A 23,271-nucleotide genomic window follows, 5' to 3' on the forward strand; every position below is an offset into this window, starting at 1 on the left:
CCGGTCATGCGTGAGAACTCGACGGGGCTTCGGAGCACCGGAGTTCTACGCACGGAGGAAGGTCATGCCGGGCAACCTAGCAGAGCCCCCGCGCGCGGCAGAAGGGCCCGGAGGGGCGTGAGGTGTCCCGGCGGGCTCAGCCCCCCGTGACGCCCTCCACCAGTTCGTCCGCCGCGCGGTACGGGTCCAGGTCGCCGGCGACGATGCGTTCGGCCAGGGCGCCCAGGCGGCGGTCGCCGGAGAGGTCGTCGATGCGTTCGCGGAGCGCTGTCACGGCGATCGTCTCGACCTCGCGGGCGGCGCGCGCCGCACGGCGTTCGGCCAGGACGCCGCGCTCCTCCATCCAGGCGCGGTGCTTCTCCAGCGCCTCGACGACCTCGTCGACGCCTTCGCCGCGTGCCGCGACGGTCTTCACGATCGGGGGGCGCCAGTCACCGGCGGCGCGGGCCTCGCCGAGGCCGAGCATGTGGTTCAGCTCGCGGGCGGTGGCGTCGGCGCCGTCACGGTCCGCCTTGTTGACCACGTAGACGTCGCCGATCTCCAGGATTCCGGCCTTGGCCGCCTGGATGCCGTCGCCCATGCCGGGGGCGAGGAGGACGACGCTGGTGTCCGCCTGGGCGGCGATCTCGACCTCGGACTGGCCGACCCCGACGGTCTCCACGAGGACGACGTCGCAGCCGGCCGCGTCCAGGACGCGGATGGCCTGCGGCGCGGCCCACGCGAGGCCGCCGAGGTGGCCGCGCGTGGCCATGGAGCGGATGTAGACGCCCGGGTCGGAGGCGTGCTCGGACATCCGCACCCGGTCGCCGAGGAGCGCGCCGCCGCTGAACGGCGAGGACGGGTCGACGGCCAGGACCCCGACCCGCTTCCCTGCCCGCCGGTACGCGCTGACCAGGGCCGACGTGGTCGTGGACTTGCCGACGCCGGGCGATCCGGTGAGCCCGACCACGTACGCGTTCCCGGTGAGCGGCGCGAGCGCGGCCATGACCTCACGGAGTTGCGGGGACGCCCCCTCCACCAGGGAGATCAGCCGGGCCACGGCGCGCGGCCTGCCCTCTCTCGCCTGGGCGACCAGCGTGGGGACGTCCTGCATCACAGCTCCGTTCGGTCGGGCTCGTACAACGTGTCGCGGTTATGCCTTCGGTACCCGTACCACCAGCGCGTCACCCTGACCGCCACCGCCGCACAGCGCGGCCGCGCCGACACCGCCGCCGCGCCGCTTCAGCTCCAGGGCGAGGTGGAGGACGATGCGGGCGCCCGACATGCCGATGGGGTGGCCGAGGGCGATCGCGCCGCCGTTGACGTTGACCTTGTCGGAGGTGACGCCGAGGTCCTTCATGGACTGGACGGCGACGGCCGCGAACGCCTCGTTGATCTCGATGAGGTCGAGGTCGGAGACGTCGAGGCCCTCCTTCTTCAGCGCGTGCGCGATCGCGTTGGACGGCTGGGACTGGAGCGAGTTGTCCGGGCCCGCGACATTGCCGTGCGCGCCGATCTCGGCGATCCACTCCAGGCCGAGTTCGATGGCCTTGGTCTTGCTCATGACGACGACGGCGGCGGCACCGTCGGAGATCTGCGAGGACGTGCCCGCGGTGATCGTGCCGTCCTTGGCGAAGGCGGGGCGCAGCTTGCCGAGCGTCTCCGTGGTGGTCTCGCCGCGGATGCCCTCGTCCTTGCTGAAGAGGACCGGCTCGCCCTTGCGCTGCGGGATCTCGACGGGCGTGATCTCCGCCTCGAAGACGCCGTTCTTCTGCGCGGCGGCGGCGCGCTGGTGGGAGAGCGCGGCGATCTCGTCCTGCTCGGGCCGTGCGATGCCGAGGCGGGTGTTGTGCTTCTCCGTCGAGGCGCCCATGGGGATGTTCTCGAAGGAGTCGGTCAGCCCGTCGTGCGCCATGGCGTCGAGCATCTCGACGGCGCCGTACTTGTAGCCCTCGCGGGACTTGGGCAGCAGGTGCGGCGCGTTGGTCATGGACTCCTGGCCGCCGGCGACGACGATGTCGAACTCGCCGGCGCGGATGAGCTGGTCGGCGAGGGCGATCGCGTCGAGGCCCGAGAGGCAGACCTTGTTGATCGTGAGCGCCGGGACGTTCATCGGGATGCCCGCCTTGACGGCCGCCTGGCGCGCCGGGATCTGCCCTGCCCCGGCCTGCAGCACCTGACCCATGATCACGTACTGCACCTGGTCGCCACCGATACCCGCACGGTCGAGGGCGGCCTTGATCGCGAATCCTCCGAGATCGGCTCCGGAGAAGGACTTGAGGGACCCGAGGAGGCGGCCCATGGGCGTTCGCGCGCCCGCGACGATCACTGAGGTGGTACCGGTCGTTCCAGTCATGAGGCACGGCCCCTTGGGGATGAGAAGTGAACGAGGGTTTACTCGAATGTACTGAGCGGTACGCCGCACGTCATCGCCGGACAAGTGTGATCGCGCGCACGTTGCGTAATCGCCCCGGACCGCGCTGCACTTACCACATGCTGACGCGAATCGACCACATCGGGATCGCCTGTCACGACCTCGACGCGACCGTCGAGTTCTACAAGGCCACCTACGGCTTCGAGGTGTTCCACACCGAGGTCAACGAGGAGCAGGGCGTGCGCGAGGCCATGCTCAAGATCAACGAGACGAGTGACGGGGGCGCCTCCTACCTCCAGTTGCTCGAACCCACGCGCGAGGACTCCGCGGTGGGCAAATGGCTGGCCAAGAATGGTGAGGGCGTCCACCACATCGCCTTCGGCACGGCCGACGTGGACGCCGACTCCGCCGACATCAGGGACAAGGGCGTACGCGTTCTGTACGACGAGCCCCGGCGGGGGTCCATGGGGTCGCGCATCACGTTTCTGCACCCCAAGGACTGCCACGGTGTGCTCACCGAACTCGTCACCGCGGCCCCGCGGGAGAAGACGGAGCACTGACCTCCGCATACTGGGGCCGGTAGGGTTGGGGGGCGGCTGTCGCGTGCAAGCGGGACGACGGGGCAGCCGTGGGCCGGGGTCCGGGTATCGGGGGACGAGGGTCGGCGGAGTCGGGCTGCGCACAGGCAAGCCCGGGGCGCCGCCGTTCTCGATCTGACACCATTCCCCGGTGAGCCCCGTCCGGCGGATGGACGGAGCTCGTCAGGCAGTACTTGCGACCAGGGGACGGATGGGACCGCGCAGTGCGGGGCTACGAGAGCCAGGACGGCCACAAGCCGGCTGAGACCGACCATCTCTCGCGGTTCGAGGCCGAGATGGACCGGCTGAAGACCGAGCGGGAGAAGGCCGTCCAGCACGCCGAGGACCTGGGCTACCAGGTGGAGGTGTTGCGCGCCAAGCTGCACGAGGCGCGGCGCAGCCTCGCGATGCGGCCGTCCTACGACGGGGCGGACCTCGGCTACCAGGCCGAGCAGCTGCTCCGCAATGCCCAGATCCAGGCCGAGCAGGTGCGCGCGGACGCCGAGCGCGAGCTGCGGGAGGCTCGCGCGCAGACGCAGCGCATCCTCCAGGAGCACGCCGAGCAGCAGTCGCGGCTCCAGGCGGAACTGCACGCCGAGGCGGTCAACCGGCGCCAGCAGCTCGACCAGGAGCTGGCCGAGCGCCGCCGCACCGTAGAGAACCACGTCAACGAGAACGTGCAGTGGGCCGAGCAGCTGCGCGCCCGCAGCGAGCAGCAGGCCCGCCGCCTCCTCGACGAGTCCCGCTCCGAGGCCGAGCAGACGCTCGCCGCCGCCCGCACGGAGGCCGAGCGGGTCGCCGCCGAGGCCCGCAGGCGCCTGACCGACGAGGCGGAGAACGCGAGCGCCCAGGCGCAGGCGCTGCTCGCCCGCGCCCGCCAGGACGCCGAGCGACTTCTCAACGCGGCGTCGACGCAGGCCCAGGAGGCCACCGACCACGCCGAGCAGCTGCGCTCCACCACGACCGCCGAGTCGGACGCCGCCCGGCGCCAGGCGAGCGAGCTGAGCCGCGCCGCCGAGCAGCGCATCAGCGAGGCCGACACCGCGCTGCGCGAGGCCCGCGCCGAGGCCGAGAAGGTGCTGAGCGAGGCCAAGGAGGCCGCGGCCAAGCAGCTTGCGAGCGCCGAGTCGACCAATGAGCAGCGCACGCGTACGGCCAAGGAGCAGGTGGCCCGGCTCGTCGCGGAGGCGACCAAGGAGGCCGAGGCCACCAAGGCGGAGGCCGAGCAGCTCGTCGCCACCGCGCGCACGGACGCCGAGACGCTGATCGCGGAGGCCAAGGAGAAGGCCCGTACGGCGACGGCCGAGGAGACCGCGGGCGAGCTGGCGAAGGCCGCGCGCACCGCCGAGGACGTGCTCAACAAGGCGTCCCAGGAAGCGAAGTCGACGACGAAGGCCGCCGCCGAGGAGGCCGAGCGGATCCGCGCCGAGGCCGAGGCCGAGGCGGACCGCCTCCGCGCCGAGGCGCACGACATCGCCGAGCAGCTCAAGGGCACCGCGAAGGACGACACCAAGGAGTACCGCGCCAAGACGGTCGAGCTCCAGGAGGAGGCGCGGCGGCTGCGCGGCGAGGCCGAGCAGCTGCGCGCCGAGGCCGTCGAGGAGGGCGAGCGGATCCGGGCCGAGGCCCGCCGCGAGGCCGTCCAGCAGATCGAGGAGTCCGCGAAGACCGCCGAGGAGCTGCTCGCCAAGGCGCGGGCCGACGGTGACGAGCTGCGCACCGCGGCGACCGCCGAGAGCGAGCGGGTGCGCACCGAGGCGATCGAGCGGGCCACGTCGCTGCGCAAGCAGGCCGAGGAGACCCTGGAGCGCACGCGCACGGAGGCGGAGCGCTTCCGCACCGAGGCCGAGGAACAGGCGGAGGCCACCCGCGCCGAGGCGGAGCGCGCCGCGCACGAGCTGAAGGACGAGGCCGAGCGCGCCATAAGCGCCCGGCATGACGAGGCGGCCGCCGAGCTGACCCGGCTGCACACGGAGGCCGAGGAGCGCCTCACGGCGGCCGAGACGGCGCTGAGCGACGCCCGCGCGGAGGCCGAGCGGCTGCGCAAGGAGGCGGCCGACGAGAGCGAGCGGCTGCGCACCGAGGCGGCCGAGCGGGCGCGGACGGTGCAGGCGCAGGCCGAGGCGGAGGCCGAGCGGCTGCGCACCGAGGCGGCGACGGACGCGGCCACGGCCCGTTCCGAGGCGGAGAACGTGGCGGTGCGGCTGCGCTCCGACGCCGCGACCGAGGCCGAGCACCTCAGGACGGAGGCCCAGGAGTCGGCCGACCGCATCCGCTCCGAGGCGCAGAACGCGGCGGAGCGGATCGCCACCGAGGCCGCCGAGACGCTGGCCGCCGCCCAGGAGGAGGCCGGCCGCAGGCGCCGCGAGGCCGAGGAGACGCTCGGCAGCGCGCGCGAGGAGGCCGACCAGGAGCGCGAGCGGGCCCGCGAGCAGAGCGAGGAGCTGCTCGCGGTGGCGCGGGCGCGCGTCGAGGAGGCCCAGGCCGAGGCGGTCCGGCTCGTCGAGGAGGCGGACCGCAGGGCGACCGAGATGGTGGCCGCCGCCGAGCAGACCGCGCAGCAGGTCCGCGACTCCGTGGCCGGGCTCCAGGAGCAGGCCCAGGAGGAGATCACCGGGCTTCGCTCGGCCGCCGAGCACGCGGCGGAGCGCACGAAGCAGGAGGCGCAGGAGGAGGCGGACCGGGTCCGCGCCGACGCGCACGCGGAGCGCGAGCGCGCCACGGAGGACGCCACCCGCGTCCGTACGGAGGCGAACACCGAGACGGAGGCCGCGAAGGCGCTCGCCGAGCGCACAGTCGCGGAGGCGATCGCCGAGTCCGAGCGGCTGCGCACCGACGCGTCCGAGCACGCCCAGCGGGTCCGCACCGAGGTCTCGGACCTGCGGACGGCCGCCGACCAGGACGCGTCCCGTACGCGCGCGGAGGCCCGCGAGGACGCCAACCGGATCAGGTCCGACGCCGCCGCGCAGGCCGACACCCTGATCACCGAGGCGACGTCCGAGGCCGAGCGCCTGACGACGGAGACGAACGCGGAGGCGGAGCGCGTCCGCGCCGAGTCCACCGCGAAGGCCGAGGAGCTGGTCGCCGCCGCGACGGCGGAGGCCGAGCGGCTGCACGCCGAGTCGACGGCCGCGGCCGAGCAGCTGACGAACGACACGCGCGCGGAGGCGGACCGGGTCCGCGCCGAGTCCGTGGCGGCGGCCGAGAAGCTGATCTCGGACGCGACCGGGGACGCGGAGCGGCTGCGCGCCGAGGCCGCCGAGACGGTCGGCTCCGCGCAGGCGCACGCCGAGCGGATCCGCGGCGACGCCGAGCGGGTCAAGGCGGACGCGGCGGCCGAGGCCGAGCGGCTGCGGTCGGAGGCGCGCGAGGAGGCCGAGCGCACCCTGGACGAGGCCCGCAAGGACGCCAACAAGCGGCGCACGGAGGCCGCGGAGCAGGTCGACACGCTCATCACGGAGTCCGCGGCGGAGGCCGACAAGCTGACCCGTGAGGCGCAGGAGGCGGCGCAGAAGACGACGGCCGAGGCGGAGGCGCAGGCCGACACGATGGTCGGCGCGGCCCGCAAGGAGGCCGACCGCCTGGTCTCCGAGGGCACGGTCGAGGGCAACGCGCGCGTGGAGAAGGCCCGTACGGACGCGGACGAGCTGCTCGTCGGCGCCCGCCGGGACGCGACGCAGATCAGGCAGCGCGCCGAGGAGCTGCGCGACCGGATCACCGCCGAGATCGAGGAGCTGCACGAGCGCGCCAGGCGCGAGTCGTCGGAGGCGATGAAGAACGCGGGCGAGCGGTGCGACGCGCTGGTCAAGGCCGCGGAGGAGCAGCTCGCCGAGGCGCAGGCCAAGGCCAAGGAGCTGGTAGCCGACGCCAATTCGGAGGCGAGCAAGGTCCGTATCGCGGCGGTCAAAAAGGCCGAGGGGCTGCTCAAGGAGGCCGAGCAGAAAAAGGCCGAGCTGTCGCGCGAGGCGGAAAAGATCAGGTCGGACGCCGAGGCCGAGTCCACGGCCATGATCGAAAAGGGTCAGCGCGAGCTGGACGTCCTGGTCAGGCGCCGCAAGGACATCAATGCCGAGATTTCCCGTGTCCAGGACGTCCTGGAGGCGTTGGAAACCTTTGAGACGTCGCCCGGCAGCGGGGGCAAGGACAGCGGCGTCAAGGCGGGCGCCGCGGCGGGCGCCACACGTTCGAGTGGCAAGGGGGCAGAGGGCTAGCCAGGAGCACAACTACCGTGCTTCGCACTGACCTTCGACCCTGTATCTGGCAAGTACTTCCGGGGCCACGCCACTCAAAAGGAGTGTCATTCTCCAGATCAAACGGGCATACGCTCGATGACACGCCGCTACGACCCCTAGGATTCCCTCTATCACCTCACCGGTCTCATTCGACAGGAACCCCATGAGCGACACTTCCCCCTACGGCTTCGAGCTTGTGCGGCGTGGGTACGACCGCGCTCAGGTGGACGAACGAATCTCCAAGCTCGTCTCCGACCGTGACAGCGCTCTTGCTCGAATCACTGCTCTGGAAAAGCGCATCGAGGAGCTCCACCTCGAGACGCAGAACGCCCAGGCCCAGGTGAACGACGCGGAGCCGTCGTACGCCGGGCTCGGCGCCCGCGTCGAGAAGATCCTCCGCCTCGCCGAGGAGGAGGCGAAGGACCTGCGCGAGGAGGCCCGCCGCGCTGCCGAGCAGCACCGCGAGCTGGCCGAGTCCGCCGCCCAGCAGGTGCGCAACGACGCGGAGTCGTTCGCCGCCGAGCGCAAGTCCAAGGCCGAGGACGAGGGCGTCCGGATCGTCGAGAAGGCGAAGGGCGAGGCGACCCAGCTCCGCTCCGACGCGCAGAAGGACGCGCAGCAGAAGCGCGAGGAGGCCGACGCCCTCTTCGAGGAGACCCGCGCCAAGGCCGCGCAGGCCGCCGCCGACTTCGAGACGAACCTGGCCAAGCGCCGCGAGCAGTCCGAGCGGGACCTGGCATCGCGTCAGGCCAAGGCCGAGAAGCGGCTCGCGGAGATCGAGCACCGCGCCGAGCAGCTCCGCCTCGAGGCCGAGAAGCTGCGCACCGACGCCGAGCGCCGCGCCCGCCAGACGGTGGAGACCGCCCAGCGCCAGGCCGAGGACATCGTGGCCGACGCCAACGCCAAGGCGGACCGTATCCGCAGCGAATCGGAGCGCGAGCTCGCCGCGCTGACGAACCGTCGCGACTCGATCAACGCCCAGCTGACCAACGTCCGCGAGATGCTGGCCACGCTGACCGGAGCGGCTGTCGCTGCCGCGGGTGCGCCCGCCGACGACGAGCCCGTTTCGCGTGGTGTGCCTGCGCAACAGTCCCGGTAGTTCCGGTTGTGGGTGACTGCCGGCCCGCCGTGGCTGGTCGCGCAGTTCCCCGCGCCCCCTGGGTCGATTGAAGCCCTCTGTGCTGAATAAGTGGCAGGGGGCTTTTTCGCGGACTAGCGTTGCCGCATGATCGACGTTGAGGGGCTGACCAAGCGGTACGGCGACAAGACGGCCGTCGACGACCTGACGTTCTCCGTACGGCCGGGCATCGTGACCGGATTCCTGGGGCCGAACGGCGCGGGCAAGTCGACCACCATGCGCATGATGCTCGGCCTGGACAACCCGACCGCCGGCACGGTCCGCATCGACGGCAAGCGCTACGCCCAGCTGAAGGACCCGTTGCGGCACATCGGCGCGCTCCTGGACGCGAAGGCGATGCACGGCGGCCGCAGCGCCTACAACCATCTGCTGTGCCTGGCGCAGTCCAACGGAATCCCCCGCGGCCGGGTGGACGAGGTCCTGGACACCGTCGGTCTGACGGCGGTCGCCAAGAAGAAGTCCAAGGGGTTCTCGCTCGGCATGGGCCAGCGCCTCGGCATCGCGGGCGCGCTCCTCGGCGACCCGCGCATCCTGATGTTCGACGAGCCGGTCAACGGGCTCGACCCCGAGGGCATCCACTGGATCCGCACGCTCATGAAATCGCTCGCCTCGGCGGGCCGTACGGTCTTCGTCTCCTCGCACCTGATGAGCGAGATGGCGCTGACCGCCGACCACCTGGTCGTCATCGGCCAGGGCCGGCTCCTCGCCGACACCAGCATGGCGGGCTTCATCCGGGAGAACTCGCGCAGTTACGTACGGCTGCGCTCGCCCCAGCGCGAACGGCTCCTCGACGTGCTGCACGAGGCCGGGATCACCGCCGCGGAGTCGGGCAACGGCACCCTGGAGGTCGACGGGCACTCCGCCGAGGAGATCGGTGAACTCGCCGCGAGCCACCAGCTCACCCTGCACGAACTGAGCCCGCAGCAGGCCTCGCTCGAAGAGGCGTTCATGCAGCTGACCGCCGAGTCGGTCGAGTACCACGCGCACTCGGGGCCCGCCGCCGCCCCGCAGTGGGGCACCAACGAGAAGGGGGCCTGAGATGGCCGTGGCCCAGGTCCTGCGCTCCGAGTGGACGAAGATCAGGTCGGTGAACTCGACGGCCCTCACGCTCGGCCTCGCCGTCGTCGTCTCCGTCGGTCTCGGCATGCTGATCAGCGCCCTGTCGAAGAACGAGTTCAACAATCTGTCCACCGAGGACAAGCTGACCTTCGACCCGACCTTCACCGCCTTCGCCGGACTCACCCTCGGCCAGCTCGCCCTCGTCGTCTTCGGCGTCCTGGTGGTGGCGAGCGAGTACAGCACGGGCATGATCCGCACCTCGCTCGCGGCGGTCCCGCGGCGCGGCACGTTCCTGTTCTCCAAGATCGCGGTCGCCGCGCTGCTCGCGCTCGTCGTCGCCCTGGTCACCAGCTTCGCCGCGTTCTTCCTCGGCCAGGCGATGCTCGGCGATCACAGCACGGACCTGGGCTCGCCGAACGTGCTGCGCGCGGTCATCGGCGCCGCCCTCTACATGACGCTGATGGCGATGTTCGCCATGGGTGTCGCGGCGATCCTGCGCTCCCCCATGCTGGCGCTCGGCATCCTCATGCCCTTCCTCTTCCTGGTCTCCCCCATCCTCGGCAACGTCTCCGCGACGAAGAAGGTCGCCCAGTACTTCCCCGACCAGGCCGGCTCGAAGATCATGCAAGTGGTGACGCCGCCGGGCGACGACGCCCCGTACGGGCCCTGGGGCGGGCTCGTCATCCTGGTGGTGTGGGTCGTGGTGGCCTTGCTGGTCGGATATGCCTTGCTGAAGAAGCGCGACGCGTAGCGCCTCACGAGCCGCCCGGAGGGCCGCCGAACCCTTTACTCACTCTTGGCCGGAACCGTCAGCGCCCGGATATCCTCCTAACCCTAAAGAGTCTGTCTCTGAACCCCCGTCTGCGCCCCGACGCCCGGCGCGGACGACGGGGGTGCAGAGACAGACTCTTACGGGGGCGTGTGCCCCGACGTCCTGAACCTTTCAGAACCTTCCGATGGGTGCGGAGAATGATCGAGGCAGTCGGCCTGACGAAGCGCTACGGCGCCAAGACGGCCGTGTACAACCTTTCCTTCCAGGTGCGGCCGGGGACCGTCACCGGCTTCCTCGGACCCAACGGTTCGGGCAAGTCGACGACGATGCGCATGATCCTCGGCCTCGACCAGCCGACCACCGGGCACGTGACCATCGGCGGCTACCCGTACAACAAGCTGCCGAACGCGCCGCGGCAGGTCGGCGCGCTGCTCGACGCCAAGGCGATGCACGGCGGCCGGGCCGCCCGCAGCCACCTGCTGTGCCTGGCCCAGCTGGCGGGCATCCCGGCCCGCCGCGTCGACGAGGTGCTCGGCGTCGTCGGCCTCCAGGACGTCGCCAAGCGGCGCTCGAAGGGGTTCTCGCTCGGCATGGGCCAGCGGCTCGGCATCGCCGCGGCCCTCCTCGGCGACCCGCAGGTCCTCCTCTTCGACGAGCCGGTCAACGGCCTGGACCCGGAGGGCATCCTCTGGGTCAGGAACCTGATGAAGACGCTCGCCGCCGAGGGCCGCACCGTCTTCGTCTCCTCGCACCTGATGAGCGAGATGGCGCTGACCGCCGAGCACCTCATCGTCATCGGGCGCGGACAGCTGCTCGCCGACATGAGCGTCAAGGACTTCATCTCGCACAACTCGGCCGACTTCGCGCGGGTCCGCACCCCCGACGCCGAGCCGCAGGAGCGCGAGAAGCTGACCGCCGCGCTGACCGAGGCGGGCGGCCAGGTGCTGCCCGAGCAGGACGGCGCGCTGCGTGTCATGGGCCTGCCGCTGCCGCGCATCAGCGACCTCGCCCACGGCGCGGACGTCCGCCTGTGGGAGCTCTCCCCGCACCAGGCGTCCCTGGAGGAGGCGTACATGCGGATGACGCAGGGCGCCGTCGACTACCGCTCCACCGACGACCAGCTCGCCGGGTTCGCGCAGCCGCTGCCGCCCGGCGCCGTGCCGCCGCCGCAGATGCCGGTCCCGGGGCAGGGCCAGCCCGGCTGGTACGCCCCGCCGCCGCCCCAGGCGCAGCCGCAGCAGGCGCCGGTCGCCAACCCGTACGCCGCGCCCGCGCCCGCGCAGGCGCCCGCACCGGCGCCCACGCCCGCGCCCGCCCCCGCGCCGGCGCCCGCCCCCGCGCCGCAGCCGCCCGCCGCCGCTCCGACCATGGACAAGGACGACGCCCGATGAGCACGCCGCCCCCGCCCTACGCCGCCCCGCAGCAGCCCCCGGCGACGCCTGTCGGGCAGGTCTTCCCGGGCTCGTACACCTCACCGATCCCCGTGCGCCGCGCGCACCTCGGGGACGCGCTCGCCTCGGAGTGGACGAAGATCCGCTCGGTGCGCTCCACGATGTGGACCCTCGGCGTGATGGTGCTGCTCATGGTCGGCATCGGCCTGGCCTCCGCCGCGATCGTCTCCGCGGCCGACACCACGCAGCCGGACGCGGACGAGGCGCTCAGCCTCGGCTTCTTCGGCGTGCTGCTCAGCACCATCTGCGTGATCACGCTCGGCGTCCTGACGATCGCGTCCGAGTACGGCACCGGCATGATCCGTACGACGATGACGGCCTGCTCCAGCCGCAGCCGGGTGCTGGCCGCCAAGGCGATCGTCTTCTTCACGCTGGTCTTCGTGCTGACGACCGTGCTCACGGCACTGGTCTCCGTGCTCCAGGTCGGCATCCTGGACGTCGGCTCCCCCAGCGGCTCGCAGTGGTTCAAGGCGACCGTCGGCGTGGGCCTGTTCGTCGGCCTGCTCGGCCTCGTGGGCCTGGCCGTCGGCACGCTCGTACGCCACTCGGCGGGCGCCATCACCATCATGATCGGCGTCGTGCTGCTGCCGCTGGTCCTCGCGATGTTCATGTTCTCGGACTCGCTCAAGGACCTTCAGCAGGCCCTCTTCGAGTACTCGATCCCGAGCCAGCTCGCGGTGCTCTACGGCGACTCGGTGGCGGGCGGTTCGGGACCGTCCGGCTGGGACCCGCTGTGGATCATGGGCGTGGCCGCGGCGGTGACGCTCGGCGGCGCGTTCTTCAGCCTGAACAACCGCGACGTGTAGCGCAGGCGCTCAATACCGCGGAGCGCTCCGGGACCGTTGCACCTTCGTGGTGCGGCGGTCCTTCGCGTTCCAGCATGCCTTGTGCCAGTGGCGCCGGTCGTCCACGCCGCCGTACTCCGGCCAGGCCACGACATGTGCGAGCCTGGAGGGGATCTCCTGGTCGCACCCCGGGCAGCGGTACGTCTTCCCGGCCGCGCTCGCCCCCGCCACATGGCGTACGCACCACTCCTCGCCCTGCCAGCTCTCGGTGGACTGGAACCCGCCGTAGCGCCGCCCCTCGTCCTCGCTGCTGCCTGCGGGCGGCCCGCCGGCCTTCGGACGGTTGCGACGCGGGGACACGGCTCACCTCACGGGGTGTGTGGACGGGGGTGGGGTATGCGCGTCCAGCGTACGCCGCGCGGGCAGGGGTACCCGCCTGTCGCCTCGTGGGCGCCCTGTCAAGGTTCTGCGGAAAATCCGCCAATCTGTATGCGTAGCCGTGCCCTTGGCACTTGTCAGCCGTTATTGCCTTCAGGGGGAGTGCCGCGTCGGCGCCAAGAAAGGCAGGAAGGCGATGCGCGTAGGTTCATTCGTATTGGCAGCCCAGTTCCCGGGTCAGGGGCAGGGGGAGGCGCTGCACCGGGCGGTGCGCTCGGCCGAGGTCGCCGAGGAGGCGGGCCTGGACTCGGTCTGGCTCGCCGAGCACCACTTCGTGCCGTACGGGACGTGCCCGTCGGCGATCACCCTCGCCGCGCTGCTGCTCGGCCGCACCCGCACCCTGCGGGTCGGCACGGCGGTGAGCGTCCTGCCGACGGCGCACCCGGTGGCCCTGGGCGAGCAGGCGGCCCTGCTGCACCTCACCTCCGGCGGGCGGTTCTCGCTCGGCGTCGGGCGCGGTGGGCCCTGGGTCGACCTGGAGGTCTTCGGCGCGGGCATCGAGGCGTACGAACAGGGTTTCCCCGATTCGCTCGATCTGCTCCTGCGCTGGCTGCGCGAACCACGGGTCGCGGGCGAGGGGAACCGGTTCGCCTTCCGTGAGGTGCCGGTCGTGCCGCGCCCGGCGGAGGCGATCGGGGGTACGGATCCGGCGGGCCCCGAGGTCGTCGTCGCGTGTACGTCGCCGAGGAGTGTGCGGCTCGCCGCTCAGCGGGGTCTGCCCATGCTCCTCGGCATGCACATCGGCGACGAGGAAAAGGCCGAGATGGTCGCCCTGTGGCGGCGCTGCGCGGTCGAGGCCGGGCTCCCGCCGGCCGACATAGTCACGGCACCCCATGTCTCCGCTGGGGTGGCCCAGGTCGGGGACGGCCGCGCGGAGGCCACGGAGGCGCTCCTGAAGGCGATGCCAGGGTGGCTCAAGCAGGGGCTCGACGCCCATGTGACGGTGGACGGCCGGCCGCGGTCGATGCGGGACCCCGTCGCGTACACGGAGCTGCTGTGCGGGCTGCATCCGGTCGGCACACCGCAGTTGTGCGCGGACCGGCTCGCGGCCACGTCCGAGCGGACCGGGATCACCCGGTTCGCGCTCCTGGTCGAGGGCTCCGGCGACCTGGCGACGACGGAGGAGAACGTACGGCGGCTGGGCTCGGAGGTACTGCCCCAGCTCAGCTGATGCCGGTCGGAGCGGCCCCTCCCGTCGGGCCGGCCCCGCCATGCCTGTCGTCCCGTACTGATGCACCTCCCGCGTACGGGACGGCAGGCATTCCGGTTCAGCCGTCAGCAGTCACGGAATTCAGGTGACTGGTTGAGCAGCTGATTGCGGACCGAGGTGAAGCGGGCCAGCGTCCCGTCCACCGCCGGGTCCTGCGGGAACACCGCGACCCGGTGGCAGTTCTGGAAAGCGAGCCGTACACCGAAGTGCCGCTGGAGCGCGCCGCGAATCGCGTCGCTCGCGAGCGCGCGCAGCAGCTGCCCACGTGCCTGCTCGTCCGGCGGCGGCGTCTGGTTGTCGGCGAACTCTCCGCCGTCGACCTTCAGCTGTGCCACCAGAGAGCTGACCATCTCCCACGCGTAGGGCAGGGAGGTCCGGACGCAGTCGACGAAATCCGCTTCGTCGACCTCGCCTCGCTCGGCCTGTTCCAACAGTGCCGGTGAGACGTCGAGCGACATGGGTTCTCCTCTCGCACCCCCAACGAAGCGGGGGTTGACGGACAGACCGGGAGCCCACGGCACGACCCTCCGAACACACAGCGTGCACGCGCCGCGACCTCCCGCTTCTACGGTAGGCAACGCATCGGAGCCGCAACAGGGCGTGCAGAGCCTGCTTCGCACACAACCGGCCAATAACGAACGGGTGGGTTCCGGATGATAAAGGGCGCCCCCTGGGGTCCTGGTAGCACTGTGGGGGCCGAGGGGCGGGCGAATCGCGTGCACCCGTCGGCGTCGAGTAGCGTTGCCGACCATGCGTCTTGTCATCGCCCGCTGCTCCGTGGATTACGCGGGCAGGCTCACCGCCCATCTCCCTCTCGCCCCGCGCCTCATCCTCGTGAAGGCCGACGGCAGCGTCTCCATCCACGCGGACGACCGGGCCTACAAGCCCCTCAACTGGATGTCGCCGCCGTGCACCCTGAAGGAGGGGACCGGGGACGATGCGGGCATCTGGACCGTCATCAACAAAGCGGGCGAGAAACTCATCATCACGATGGAGGAGATCCTGCACGACTCCTCCCACGAACTGGGCGTCGACCCGGGCCTCATCAAGGACGGCGTGGAAGCGCACCTCCAGGAGCTGCTCGCCGACCGCATCGAGACGCTCGGCGAGGGATACACGCTGATCCGCCGCGAGTACATGACGGCGATCGGGCCCGTCGACATCCTGTGCCGCGATGCCGAGGGGCAGACCGTCGCCGTCGAGATCAAGCGGCGTGGGGAGATCGACGGGGTCGAGCAACTCACCCGGTACCTGGAGCTGTTGAACCGGGATCCGCATCTGGCGCCCGTGCGCGGGGTCTTCGCCGCCCAGGAGATCAAGCCGCAGGCCCGTGTCCTCGCGACCGACCGGGGTATCGGCTGCACCGTGCTCGACTACAACGCCATGCGGGGCATCGAGGACGACAAGCTCCGCTTGTTCTAGACCCGGCCGGGGGCGCGGGGAACTGCGCGAGCGGCCCACGAAAAGCCGCGGACGCGTCTGCTCGGTACATGAGCAGACGCGTCCGCGGCTTTTCTGTGGCTGGTCGCGCAGTTCCCCGCGCCCCTCAAGAGGGCCTGTTCGTGCCCGTGGCGGCCGACGTGAGGGGCGCGGAGTTGGTCGTCGTCCCCGGCTGCTCCGGCGCCGTGGTCGTCGGATCGGGTTCCGGCTCACTGGTCGACGGATCCGGGTCCGGCTCGCTCGTCGACGGGTCCGGGGGGCTCGACGGCGGCGTCCTGCTCGGCGTCCTGCTGGGGGTCTTGCTCGGCGACTTGCTGGGCGACGTCTCCGGGTCGTCCGGTGTGGCCGAAGCGCTCGGGCTGTCCGCCGGGGCGCCACCGGTCGCGGACGAGGTCGGCCCGGGGTCGTCCGCCGTGCCCGGGATGCCGTCCGCGCCCGGGTCCGACGGGGTCGACGAGGCGGGGCGGCTGGGGGTGTCGTCGCCGCGCGGGGCCTCCTCCGCGCCGAGGTCGCCGTTGTTCTCCCCCGCCGTCGCCGACGGGTTCGTGCCGACCTTGTCGGACGGCGGGTCGTCGTTGCCGGACGTGGCGCCGAGCGTGACGACGGTGCCGAGCACGGCGACGAGGAGCGCGCCGGCGCCTGCGGCGACGAGGTTGCGCCGGGTGCCGCCGATGACGGACTTGCGGGTGGGCGCCTTGCCGCCGACGACCGTCGGGGCGGGTCCGGGCGTGGGTACGGGCGGCACCTTGCGGGTCGGGGCCGTGGCCGGTTCGCGGGGCGGCGCGGGCAGCGGGTAGGCGGCCGGGACGCCGCCGGGCGGCGACGCCGACTCCTCGTACATCGCCTCCGGGACCTCCTCGCCCGCGGCGGTGCGCCCGCCGGGCAGGACGCCGCCGGAGCGGTCCGCGACGAGCGCGAGGGCGCGGCGGCCCGCGATGGTGCCCCGCTTGTCGGCGAGGGCGCCGCGCAGGCCGATGGAGGCTTCCAGTTCGGCGCGGGCCCGGTCGAGGTTGCCGCCGAGGAGGGCGAGGATGCCCAACTCGTGGTGGAAGTAGGCCTCGTCGGGGACTTCGCCGGAGAGCCGGGACGCCTCCTGTCCGGAGCGCAGCGCGCGCTCCCAGGCGCCCCACGCGAATCCGGCGGCGAACGCGGGCGCGGCCGCGCGGGCCAGCTCCACGGCGGGGCTGGCCTCGCCCTCGGCGGGCGGTGTCGTGCCGGGGACGAGGACGGCGAGCGCGGCGAGCACGGCGTCGGCCTCTGCGGCGACCCGCTCGGGGCCCACGGAGGGGTGCGCGGCCCACCAGGCGTAGTGCCGGGCGGCGGTGTGCGCGTACTCGGCGGTCTCCTCGCCGAAGCCGACGGCCTCCAGCTGCACCTGCACCCCGGAGGCGAGGCGGTAGCGGGCGCCGACGGAGGTGACGAGGGCGCAGGAGACGAGTTCGGCGAGGGCCGCGTCGGCGTGGGTGTCGCCGACGAGGGCGGGCAGGTGCGCCTGGTGCGGGACCTCGCCGCCGAGGGCGACGGCGAAGCGCAGGGTGGCGCGGGCCGAGGCGCTCATGCGGGAGGCGAGCAGGGCTGCGGGCGCGGCCCCGTCGGCGAGCGAGGGCAGCGGGACGTCGGGGCCATCCTCCAGGGCGTAGGAGGTGTCGAGGAGGGGCGTGTCGGCCGGTTCGGCGTCACCGTCCCCGTTCAGGCCGAAGGCGTCGAAGCCGTCGGGGTCGGCGCGGAGCAGGTCGCGCTGGCGCAGCAGGGCGCCGGCCTGCGCGAAGCGGAGGGGCAGGCCCTCGGACTCGAACCAGAGGTCACCGGCCCACTGCGCCTCGTCGTCGGTGAGGACGCGGCCGACGGCGCGCTCCAGGAGTTCGAGTCCGGCGCCGCGGCTGAGGCCGCCGAGGAACACCTCTTCGACGAGGGAGTCGGCGGACGGCGCGGCGACGTCGGGCGTCGCCGACAGGAGGAAGGCGCACTCGGGTGTCGCCTCGAGGAGTTCGTCGAGCGCGGCGCCGCCGAACTCCAGGTCGTCGAGGACGACGACGGCGCCGATCTCGTGGACGAGTTCGAGCAGGAGCGGGCGGTCGGGTCGGTGCTGCGGGGCGTCGTACACCGCGGCGAAGAGGTCGTGCAGCAGGTCGGTCGCGGTGCGGCGGTGGCCGGAGAGGCGGACGACGCCGTCGGGCGCGATGTCGGCGCAGTCCTCGGCGACCTGGTCGAGCAGCGCGGTGCGGCCCGCGCCCGAGGGGCCGGTGAGCCGGACGGAGCGGCCGCGCGCGAGGAGGCGGGCGAGGCGCTCGCGCTCCTCCTGGCGCTCCAGGAGCGGGAGGCGCGGCAGCGCGGGCCCCGGCGGCAGCGGCGGACGGGCGGCGCGCGCACGTTCGGCGCGCTCCGGCGCGTCGTACTTGGCGGGGCGGCCGGGGCGGCGCGCGGGCGGGCAGGGTTCGATCTCGCTGCCGTCGACGGGGTTGACGGTCAGGAGGTAGTCGCCGGAGACGAGCTGCACGGTGCGGGCGAGCGCGGGCGACGGCTGGCCGAAGTCGGGCGTGAACTGGTCACGCGGCGGACGCCTGCCGCCGACGGGCGTGTCGTCGCGCTGGTCCTGGCCGAAATCGTCCGGTCCGAGGTTGTTCGGGTCCATGGTCAAAGCCCCCCAAAAGCGTGGTGCGCCTTCTGCCCTCCCGGCCTGTGCACACTGCGCTGTCGCTTCTGGTCCGGTCCCGCGTGGCGGGTTCGTCATGACGCGGGCGACCGAACCCTAGACCTTGGCACAGTATCTATGAACACTCGGGGTCCCGCGCCGTCCGAGACGTCACAGTCTCATGAGGATTGTGGGCGCTGCCCACAGGAACGGCGTATTCATCCCAGGGTCACACACCGGGACGGCCCCGGGTCACACCCGGGGCAGCGATTCGACGCCGATGCCGCCCTCGATGGCCAGGATCCGGTGCAGCCGCGTCGCGACGAGGAGGCGCTGCATCTGGGGCGGCACCCCGCGCAGCACGAGCCGGCGGCCGCAGCGCCCGGCGCGGCGGTGGGCGCCCATGATGACGCCGAGCCCGGTCGCGTCCCAGGAGTCCAGTTCGGACAGGTCGAGCACGAGGTCGCCGAAACCGTCGTCGACGGCGGTGTGCAGGACCGTACGGGCGTCCGCCGCGCTGCGGACGTCGAGGCGGCCCCCGACGACCAACTCGGCGTGGTCGCCCCTGATGTGCATATGCGCTCCCCGTGTGAGGCGGAAGTACTCGGGTACTCAGGTGGTCATGTGGTCCGGGTGAATTCGGTGATCCGGGTGATCTGGGTATGTCACAGCAACTGACGGGCTCAACGAGTCATAAGTTGCCGTCTGTAAGCGAACCGATACCGAATTCACCCCGACGGGTGACATGGCGTCAGGCGCCGCGTCACGCGTGCTTGTAGAAGCCCTGCCCGCTCTTGCGTCCGATGTCACCGGCGTCAACCATCCGGCGCATCAGCTCGGGCGGGGCGAACTTCTCGTCCTGGGACTCGGTGTAGATGTTGCTGGTGGCGTGGAGCAGGATGTCGACGCCCGTGAGGTCGGCGGTGGCCAGCGGTCCCATGGCGTGGCCGAAGCCGAGCTTGCAGGCGATGTCGATGTCCTCGGCGGTGGCGACGCCCGACTCGTACAGCTTCGCAGCCTCGACGACGAGGGCCGAGATGAGGCGGGTGGTCACGAACCCGGCCACGTCGCGGTTGACGACGATGCAGGTCTTGCCGACGGACTCGGCGAACTCCCGCGCGGTGGCGAGGGTTTCGTCGCTGGTCTTGTAGCCCCGCACTAGTTCGCAGAGCTGCATCATCGGCACCGGCGAGAAGAAGTGCGCGCCGACGACCCGCTCGGGGTGGTCGGTCACCGCCGCGATCTTGGTGATCGGGATGGCGGAGGTGTTCGAGGCGAGTACGGCGTCCGGGCGCACGAGCTTGTCGAGCGTACGGAAGATCTCGTGCTTGACCTCGAGCTTCTCGAAGACGGCCTCGACGACGATGTCGGCGTCGGCGGCGGCGTCCAGGTCGGTGGTCGTGGTGATGCGGGCGAGCGCCTTCTCGGCGTCCTCGGCGGCGAGTCTGCCCTTGCCGACGAACTTGTCGTACGACGCCTTGATGCCGTCGGTGCCGCGGGTCAGGGCTTCGTCGGTGACGTCGCGCAGGACGACGTCCCAGCCCGCCTGGGCGGAGACCTGAGCGATGCCGGACCCCATGAGACCGGCTCCGATGACGGCGAGCTTCCCTGCCACGTGCGCTTCCCCTAACCACGTTGTCACGAACCGCGCGACCACTTTTCACGTTGCTCTTTTGCGGACCCTAGCGTCCGTGAGGGGCCGTGTGACCGCTTAGAGATGCGCGTCACGTCTCGAATGACGGACATCACACCGGTGCGGGGCGGGCGCCGTCATCAGGCGTCGCGGACGGCGTAGTTGAGCACCTTCTCGCTCAGGAGTTCCTCGATGTCGTCCATGACCTCGAGCATCTCCCGCGAGACGGCGGCGGGGGTGCCGCCGTCGAGCATGCGCCGGCCGATGGCCGCCATGACGGTCGAGTGCACCCAGCCGATCTGACCGGCGATCAGGTCGGGCAGCGGATCGTCGTCGCCCGCGCCGGTCACCTCGCGCAGCGTCGCCGTCAGGTTGTCGTGGACCTCCTGCTGGATGGCCCACAGGCGGGAGCGCAGGGCGGGCGCGGCGTGCACGACGCGCATGAAGGCGCTGTAGCCGTCCATGAGCCCGACGCGCGGTGAGACGGTCTCGATCTCCTCGCGCAGCTCGCGCAGGACGGCGACGGCCGCGGACTCCCCCGGCGCGCGGCCGCGCACCCAGCGGGACATCCGGTCGACGACGCCCTCGGAGCGGTCGAAGAAGAGGTCCTCCTTGGCCGGGAAGTAGTTGTAGACGGTGTTCACGGAGACGTCCGCGGCGGCCGCGATCTCCGCGACGGTCACCGCGTCGAAGCCGCGCTCCACGAAGAGCCCGGTCGCGACGTCCGAGATGTACTGCCTGGTCTGCCGCTTCTTCCGCTCCCTGAGCCCCTCTGCCATGCCGTCGATCGTACCGATCGGCTGGTCCCGCTTAATTTTTGGTGGCATTGCAAAATTTAAGTGACTCTGTTTTTCTGTGGCGCATGGCAGTCATCAGCGCGTCCGGCCTCGCCCGGACCTTCCGGACCAAACGCGGTCCCGTGGACGCCGTCCGCGGGATCGACCTGCGCGTCTCCCCCGGCGAGATCCTCGGATTCCTCGGCCCCAACGGCGCGGGCAAGACCACCACCCTGCGGATGCTCACGACCCTGCTCGCGCCGACCGGGGGCGCGGCGACCGTCGCGGGCTGCGACCTCGCGACCGACCCGGCCGGGGTCCGGCGCGCGGTCGGTTACGTGGCCCAGTCCGGCGGGGTCGACCCGACCGTCTCCGTGCGGGAGGAGCTGGTCACGCAGGGCCGCCTGTACCGGCTGACGAAGAAGCAGGCCCGGGAGCGGGCGGACGAACTGGCGGCGGACCTCGGCCTGACCGCCCTGATGGACCGCAGGACCGCCGCGCTCTCCGGCGGCCAGCGGCGCCGCCTCGACATCGCGATGGGGCTGACGCACCGCCCGCAGGTGCTGTTCCTCGACGAGCCGACGACCGGGCTCGACCCGGGCAGCCGCGCCGACCTGTGGGACCTGGTGCGCAGGCTGCGCGCCGAGCACGGCACGACCGTCTTCCTCACCACGCACTACCTCGACGAGGCCGACGCGCTCGCCGACCGGATCGTCGTCGTGGACCGGGGCGTGGTCGCCGCCGAGGGCACGCCGAGCGCGCTCAAGCTCCGTCACGGCGGCTCGATCGACGCGACGCTCCAGGACACGTTCCTGGCGATCACCGGACGCGGCCCCGCGCCCGCCGACACGACCCCGGTGGCGGTGTGACCCCGATGAAGACGCTCGCCTCGGACACATTGCTGATCTTCGGCCGGTACGCCCGGCAGACCCTCTCGTCCCGCTTCCAGATGCTCTTCGGCGTCCTCATGCCGCTGCTCTACCTGCTGTTCTTCGGCCCGCTCCTGACCGGTCTGCCGCTCAGCCCGGACGCCGACTCCTGGCAGGTCCTGGTGCCCGGGCTGCTGCTCCAGCTCGGCCTGTTCGGCGCCGCGTTCTGCGGGTTCGCGGTCATCCTGGAGAAGAACTCCGGCGTCGTGGAGCGGATGCGCGTCACGCCGGTCAGCCGGCTCGCGCTGCTGCTCGGCCGGGTCCTGCGGGACACCCTGCTCTTCCTGTTCCAGGCGGTGCTGCTGGTGCTGGCCGCGCTGGTGATGGGGTTGCGGGCGCCGCTCGCCGGCATCCTGATCGGCTTCGGCTTCGTCGCCCTGCTGACCGTCTCGCTCGCGTCGTTGTCGTACGCGCTCGCCGCGAAGGTCGGCAGGCCGCAGGAGTTCGGCCCCGTCGTCAACGCGGTCACGATGCCCGCGATGCTGCTGTCCGGGCTGATGCTGCCGATGGCGCTCGCGCCGGGCTGGCTGAACGTGCTCTCGCACCTCATGCCGGTGCGCTATCTCGTGGACGCGGTGCGGGACGCGTACGTGGGCCAGTACGCGACGGCGCACATGCTGTACGGAACCGTGACCGCGCTCGCCCTCGCCGCGCTCGCCGTGACGGTCGGCACACGCGCCTTCCGCGGGGTGGGCGGCTGACTAGGCTGGCCGGATGGTCAATCTGACGCGCATCTACACCCGTACCGGAGACAAGGGCACCACCGCCCTCGGCGACATGAGCCGCACCGCCAAGACGGATCTGCGGATCTCGGCGTACGCGGACGCCAACGAGGCCAATGCCGTGCTCGGCACCGCCATCGCGCTCGGCGGCCTCGACGAGGAGGTCGTCAAGGTCCTCACCCGCGTCCAGAACGACCTGTTCGACGTCGGCGCCGACCTGTCGACACCGGTCGTCGAGAACCCCGAGTACCCGCCGCTGCGCGTCGAGCAGTTCTACGTCGACAAGCTGGAGGCGGACTGCGACCGCTTCAACGCCGAGCTCGAGAAGCTGCGCTCGTTCATCCTGCCCGGCGGCACGCCCGGCGCGGCCCTCCTGCACCAGGCGTGCACGGTGGTGCGCCGGGCCGAGCGCTCCACATGGGCGGCGCTCGAAGTCCACGGCGAGACGATGAACCCCCTGACGGCCACCTACCTCAACCGCCTCTCCGACCTCCTGTTCATCCTGGCGCGGGTCGCGAACAAGGAGGTCGGGGACGTGCTGTGGGTGCCGGGCGGGGAACGTTAGGCGGCGTCGACGGGCTTCTTCTTCGGGAACACCGTGTAGCTCACCGCGATGATCACGTTGATGGCGATCACGACCAGCATCCTCTGCTGCCAGGCTTCGAGTGAGCTGGTCGAGCCGTCCTCGCCGACGTACCAGATCGCGCCCTGCAGCAGGCCCAGGGCGATCAGCGAGGCCAGGGTCCACAGGCCGGCGACGCGCCATTCGCGCAGGGCGCGCGCGGTGCCGTACTTCGGGGTCGACGGAGGCGGGCCGCCCGCGAAGCGGTGGGCGACGCGGACGTCGACCCACTTGACCGTGGAGTGGCCGAGCGCGACGGAGTAGCCGATGTAGACCGCGGCGAGGCCGTGCTTCCAGTCGGGCTCGGCGCCGTTCCTCAGGTCGACGGCGGTGACGACGAGCAGGAGCACTTCGAGGAGCGGCTCGCACAGCAGCACCGCGACGCTCGCGCGCGGCATCCGTGCCCAGTAGCGCAGCGCGAGACCGGCGGCCAGCAGCACCCAGAAGCCGGCCTCACAGATGATGATCAGCGTGACGACCACGGCGGATCTCCTCTCGTCC

At 71.9% G+C, this 23,271-nt stretch carries 21 protein-coding genes; 12 read left to right on the forward strand and 9 right to left on the reverse strand.

The window, feature by feature from the left end; all coding sequences use genetic code 11:
* Window positions 1-136: 136 nt before the first annotated feature.
* Together meaB and C1N81_RS18060 are read right to left on the reverse strand one after the other, a co-directional pair.
* Window positions 137-1,093, reverse strand: coding sequence for a methylmalonyl Co-A mutase-associated GTPase MeaB (gene meaB, locus C1N81_RS18055; RefSeq protein ID WP_394430334.1), 957 nt, complete (start codon window positions 1,091-1,093; stop codon window positions 137-139).
* A gap of 39 nt (window positions 1,094-1,132) precedes the next feature.
* Window positions 1,133-2,335 carry an acetyl-CoA C-acetyltransferase gene (locus tag C1N81_RS18060; protein ID WP_394430336.1) on the reverse strand — a complete coding sequence of 401 codons (1,203 nt, stop codon included), beginning with the start codon at window positions 2,333-2,335 and terminating at the stop codon, window positions 1,133-1,135.
* Between the two features lie 137 nt (window positions 2,336-2,472).
* Between C1N81_RS18060 and mce the strand changes: the two genes are divergently transcribed.
* The 7 genes from mce (at window position 2,473) to C1N81_RS18095 (ending at window position 12,389) form a co-directional block, all read left to right on the forward strand.
* Window positions 2,473-2,913, forward strand: a complete 441-nt coding sequence (gene mce, locus C1N81_RS18065; RefSeq protein WP_394430338.1) for a methylmalonyl-CoA epimerase — start codon at window positions 2,473-2,475, stop codon at window positions 2,911-2,913.
* A 242-nt stretch (window positions 2,914-3,155) separates the two neighbouring features.
* A complete protein-coding gene (scy, locus tag C1N81_RS18070) occupies window positions 3,156-7,142 on the forward strand; it encodes a polarized growth protein Scy (RefSeq protein ID WP_394430340.1) in 3,987 nt (1,328 codons plus the stop codon).
* 184 nt (window positions 7,143-7,326) lie between these two features.
* Window positions 7,327-8,262, forward strand: a complete 936-nt coding sequence (locus C1N81_RS18075; protein WP_394430342.1) for a coiled-coil domain-containing protein — start codon at window positions 7,327-7,329, stop codon at window positions 8,260-8,262.
* Window positions 8,263-8,388: 126 nt separating this feature from the next.
* Window positions 8,389-9,339, forward strand: coding sequence for an ABC transporter ATP-binding protein (locus tag C1N81_RS18080; protein WP_394430344.1), 951 nt, complete (start codon window positions 8,389-8,391; stop codon window positions 9,337-9,339).
* 1 nt (window position 9,340) lies between these two features.
* Window positions 9,341-10,111, forward strand: a complete 771-nt coding sequence (locus C1N81_RS18085; RefSeq protein ID WP_394430346.1) for an ABC transporter permease subunit — start codon at window positions 9,341-9,343, stop codon at window positions 10,109-10,111.
* A gap of 218 nt (window positions 10,112-10,329) precedes the next feature.
* Window positions 10,330-11,523 carry an ATP-binding cassette domain-containing protein gene (locus C1N81_RS18090; RefSeq protein WP_394430348.1) on the forward strand — a complete coding sequence of 398 codons (1,194 nt, stop codon included), beginning with the start codon at window positions 10,330-10,332 and terminating at the stop codon, window positions 11,521-11,523.
* Complete coding sequence (locus C1N81_RS18095; RefSeq protein WP_394430350.1) at window positions 11,520-12,389, forward strand: ABC transporter permease; 870 nt, start codon at window positions 11,520-11,522, stop codon at window positions 12,387-12,389. Before C1N81_RS18090 ends, C1N81_RS18095 begins: the two co-directional genes overlap by 4 nt.
* Window positions 12,390-12,398: 9 nt before the next feature.
* On the opposite strand, the gene C1N81_RS18100 is transcribed toward C1N81_RS18095, so the two are convergent.
* Window positions 12,399-12,728 carry an ATP/GTP-binding protein gene (locus C1N81_RS18100; protein ID WP_394430352.1) on the reverse strand — a complete coding sequence of 110 codons (330 nt, stop codon included), beginning with the start codon at window positions 12,726-12,728 and terminating at the stop codon, window positions 12,399-12,401.
* A gap of 214 nt (window positions 12,729-12,942) precedes the next feature.
* Between C1N81_RS18100 and C1N81_RS18105 the strand changes: the two genes are divergently transcribed.
* Window positions 12,943-13,977, forward strand: coding sequence for an LLM class flavin-dependent oxidoreductase (locus C1N81_RS18105; protein WP_394430354.1), 1,035 nt, complete (start codon window positions 12,943-12,945; stop codon window positions 13,975-13,977).
* A 104-nt stretch (window positions 13,978-14,081) separates the two neighbouring features.
* Here the strand turns inward: C1N81_RS18105 and C1N81_RS18110 are convergent, their stop codons facing one another.
* A complete protein-coding gene (locus C1N81_RS18110; protein ID WP_394430356.1) occupies window positions 14,082-14,474 on the reverse strand; it encodes an SCO5389 family protein in 393 nt (130 codons plus the stop codon).
* A gap of 292 nt (window positions 14,475-14,766) precedes the next feature.
* Between C1N81_RS18110 and nucS the strand changes: the two genes are divergently transcribed.
* On the forward strand, window positions 14,767-15,438 hold the full coding sequence (nucS, locus tag C1N81_RS18115) for an endonuclease NucS (RefSeq protein ID WP_394430358.1): 672 nt from the start codon (window positions 14,767-14,769) through the stop codon (window positions 15,436-15,438).
* Between the two features lie 124 nt (window positions 15,439-15,562).
* Here the strand turns inward: nucS and C1N81_RS18120 are convergent, their stop codons facing one another.
* The 4 genes from C1N81_RS18120 to C1N81_RS18135 form a co-directional block, all read right to left on the reverse strand.
* A complete protein-coding gene (locus C1N81_RS18120; protein WP_394430360.1) occupies window positions 15,563-18,088 on the reverse strand; it encodes an ATP-binding protein in 2,526 nt (841 codons plus the stop codon).
* 252 nt (window positions 18,089-18,340) lie between these two features.
* Complete coding sequence (locus C1N81_RS18125; protein WP_394430362.1) at window positions 18,341-18,664, reverse strand: STAS domain-containing protein; 324 nt, start codon at window positions 18,662-18,664, stop codon at window positions 18,341-18,343.
* A 187-nt stretch (window positions 18,665-18,851) separates the two neighbouring features.
* On the reverse strand, window positions 18,852-19,703 hold the full coding sequence (locus tag C1N81_RS18130) for a 3-hydroxyacyl-CoA dehydrogenase family protein (protein ID WP_394430364.1): 852 nt from the start codon (window positions 19,701-19,703) through the stop codon (window positions 18,852-18,854).
* 158 nt (window positions 19,704-19,861) lie between these two features.
* Entirely contained in the window at window positions 19,862-20,500 is a 639-nt protein-coding gene (locus C1N81_RS18135; protein ID WP_394430366.1) for a TetR/AcrR family transcriptional regulator, read from the reverse strand.
* A gap of 83 nt (window positions 20,501-20,583) precedes the next feature.
* Between C1N81_RS18135 and C1N81_RS18140 the strand changes: the two genes are divergently transcribed.
* The 3 genes from C1N81_RS18140 to C1N81_RS18150 are packed head-to-tail and all read left to right on the forward strand — an operon-like array spanning window position 20,584 to window position 22,713.
* Window positions 20,584-21,366, forward strand: coding sequence for an ABC transporter ATP-binding protein (locus C1N81_RS18140; RefSeq protein ID WP_394430367.1), 783 nt, complete (start codon window positions 20,584-20,586; stop codon window positions 21,364-21,366).
* Between the two features lie 5 nt (window positions 21,367-21,371).
* Entirely contained in the window at window positions 21,372-22,127 is a 756-nt protein-coding gene (locus tag C1N81_RS18145; RefSeq protein WP_394438032.1) for an ABC transporter permease, read from the forward strand.
* 13 nt (window positions 22,128-22,140) lie between these two features.
* Window positions 22,141-22,713 carry a cob(I)yrinic acid a,c-diamide adenosyltransferase gene (locus tag C1N81_RS18150; protein ID WP_394430369.1) on the forward strand — a complete coding sequence of 191 codons (573 nt, stop codon included), beginning with the start codon at window positions 22,141-22,143 and terminating at the stop codon, window positions 22,711-22,713.
* Here C1N81_RS18150 and C1N81_RS18155 read toward each other — a convergent pair.
* Complete coding sequence (locus tag C1N81_RS18155) at window positions 22,710-23,252, reverse strand: hypothetical protein (protein ID WP_394430371.1); 543 nt, start codon at window positions 23,250-23,252, stop codon at window positions 22,710-22,712. The two genes, C1N81_RS18150 and C1N81_RS18155, sit on opposite strands and share 4 nt — an antisense overlap.
* Window positions 23,253-23,271 lie beyond the last annotated feature (19 nt).

It is taken from the genome of Streptomyces sp. SGAir0957, from assembly GCF_043523415.1.

Bases quoted from the DNA above. Each gene is read 5' to 3' on its own strand.
- meaB (WP_394430334.1), bottom strand. From the start codon at position 1,093: ATGCAGGACGTCCCCACGCTGGTCGCCCAGGCGAGAGAGGGCAGGCCG.
- C1N81_RS18060 (WP_394430336.1), bottom strand. From the start codon at position 2,335: ATGACTGGAACGACCGGTACCACCTCAGTGATCGTCGCGGGCGCGCGA.
- mce (WP_394430338.1), top strand. From the start codon at position 2,473: ATGCTGACGCGAATCGACCACATCGGGATCGCCTGTCACGACCTCGAC.
- C1N81_RS18075 (WP_394430342.1), top strand. From the start codon at position 7,327: ATGAGCGACACTTCCCCCTACGGCTTCGAGCTTGTGCGGCGTGGGTAC.
- C1N81_RS18080 (WP_394430344.1), top strand. From the start codon at position 8,389: ATGATCGACGTTGAGGGGCTGACCAAGCGGTACGGCGACAAGACGGCC.
- C1N81_RS18085 (WP_394430346.1), top strand. From the start codon at position 9,341: ATGGCCGTGGCCCAGGTCCTGCGCTCCGAGTGGACGAAGATCAGGTCG.
- C1N81_RS18090 (WP_394430348.1), top strand. From the start codon at position 10,330: ATGATCGAGGCAGTCGGCCTGACGAAGCGCTACGGCGCCAAGACGGCC.
- C1N81_RS18095 (WP_394430350.1), top strand. From the start codon at position 11,520: ATGAGCACGCCGCCCCCGCCCTACGCCGCCCCGCAGCAGCCCCCGGCG.
- C1N81_RS18105 (WP_394430354.1), top strand. From the start codon at position 12,943: ATGCGCGTAGGTTCATTCGTATTGGCAGCCCAGTTCCCGGGTCAGGGG.
- C1N81_RS18110 (WP_394430356.1), bottom strand. From the start codon at position 14,474: ATGTCGCTCGACGTCTCACCGGCACTGTTGGAACAGGCCGAGCGAGGC.
- nucS (WP_394430358.1), top strand. From the start codon at position 14,767: ATGCGTCTTGTCATCGCCCGCTGCTCCGTGGATTACGCGGGCAGGCTC.
- C1N81_RS18120 (WP_394430360.1), bottom strand. From the start codon at position 18,088: ATGGACCCGAACAACCTCGGACCGGACGATTTCGGCCAGGACCAGCGC.
- C1N81_RS18125 (WP_394430362.1), bottom strand. From the start codon at position 18,664: ATGCACATCAGGGGCGACCACGCCGAGTTGGTCGTCGGGGGCCGCCTC.
- C1N81_RS18135 (WP_394430366.1), bottom strand. From the start codon at position 20,500: ATGGCAGAGGGGCTCAGGGAGCGGAAGAAGCGGCAGACCAGGCAGTAC.
- C1N81_RS18140 (WP_394430367.1), top strand. From the start codon at position 20,584: ATGGCAGTCATCAGCGCGTCCGGCCTCGCCCGGACCTTCCGGACCAAA.
- C1N81_RS18145 (WP_394438032.1), top strand. From the start codon at position 21,372: ATGAAGACGCTCGCCTCGGACACATTGCTGATCTTCGGCCGGTACGCC.
- C1N81_RS18150 (WP_394430369.1), top strand. From the start codon at position 22,141: ATGGTCAATCTGACGCGCATCTACACCCGTACCGGAGACAAGGGCACC.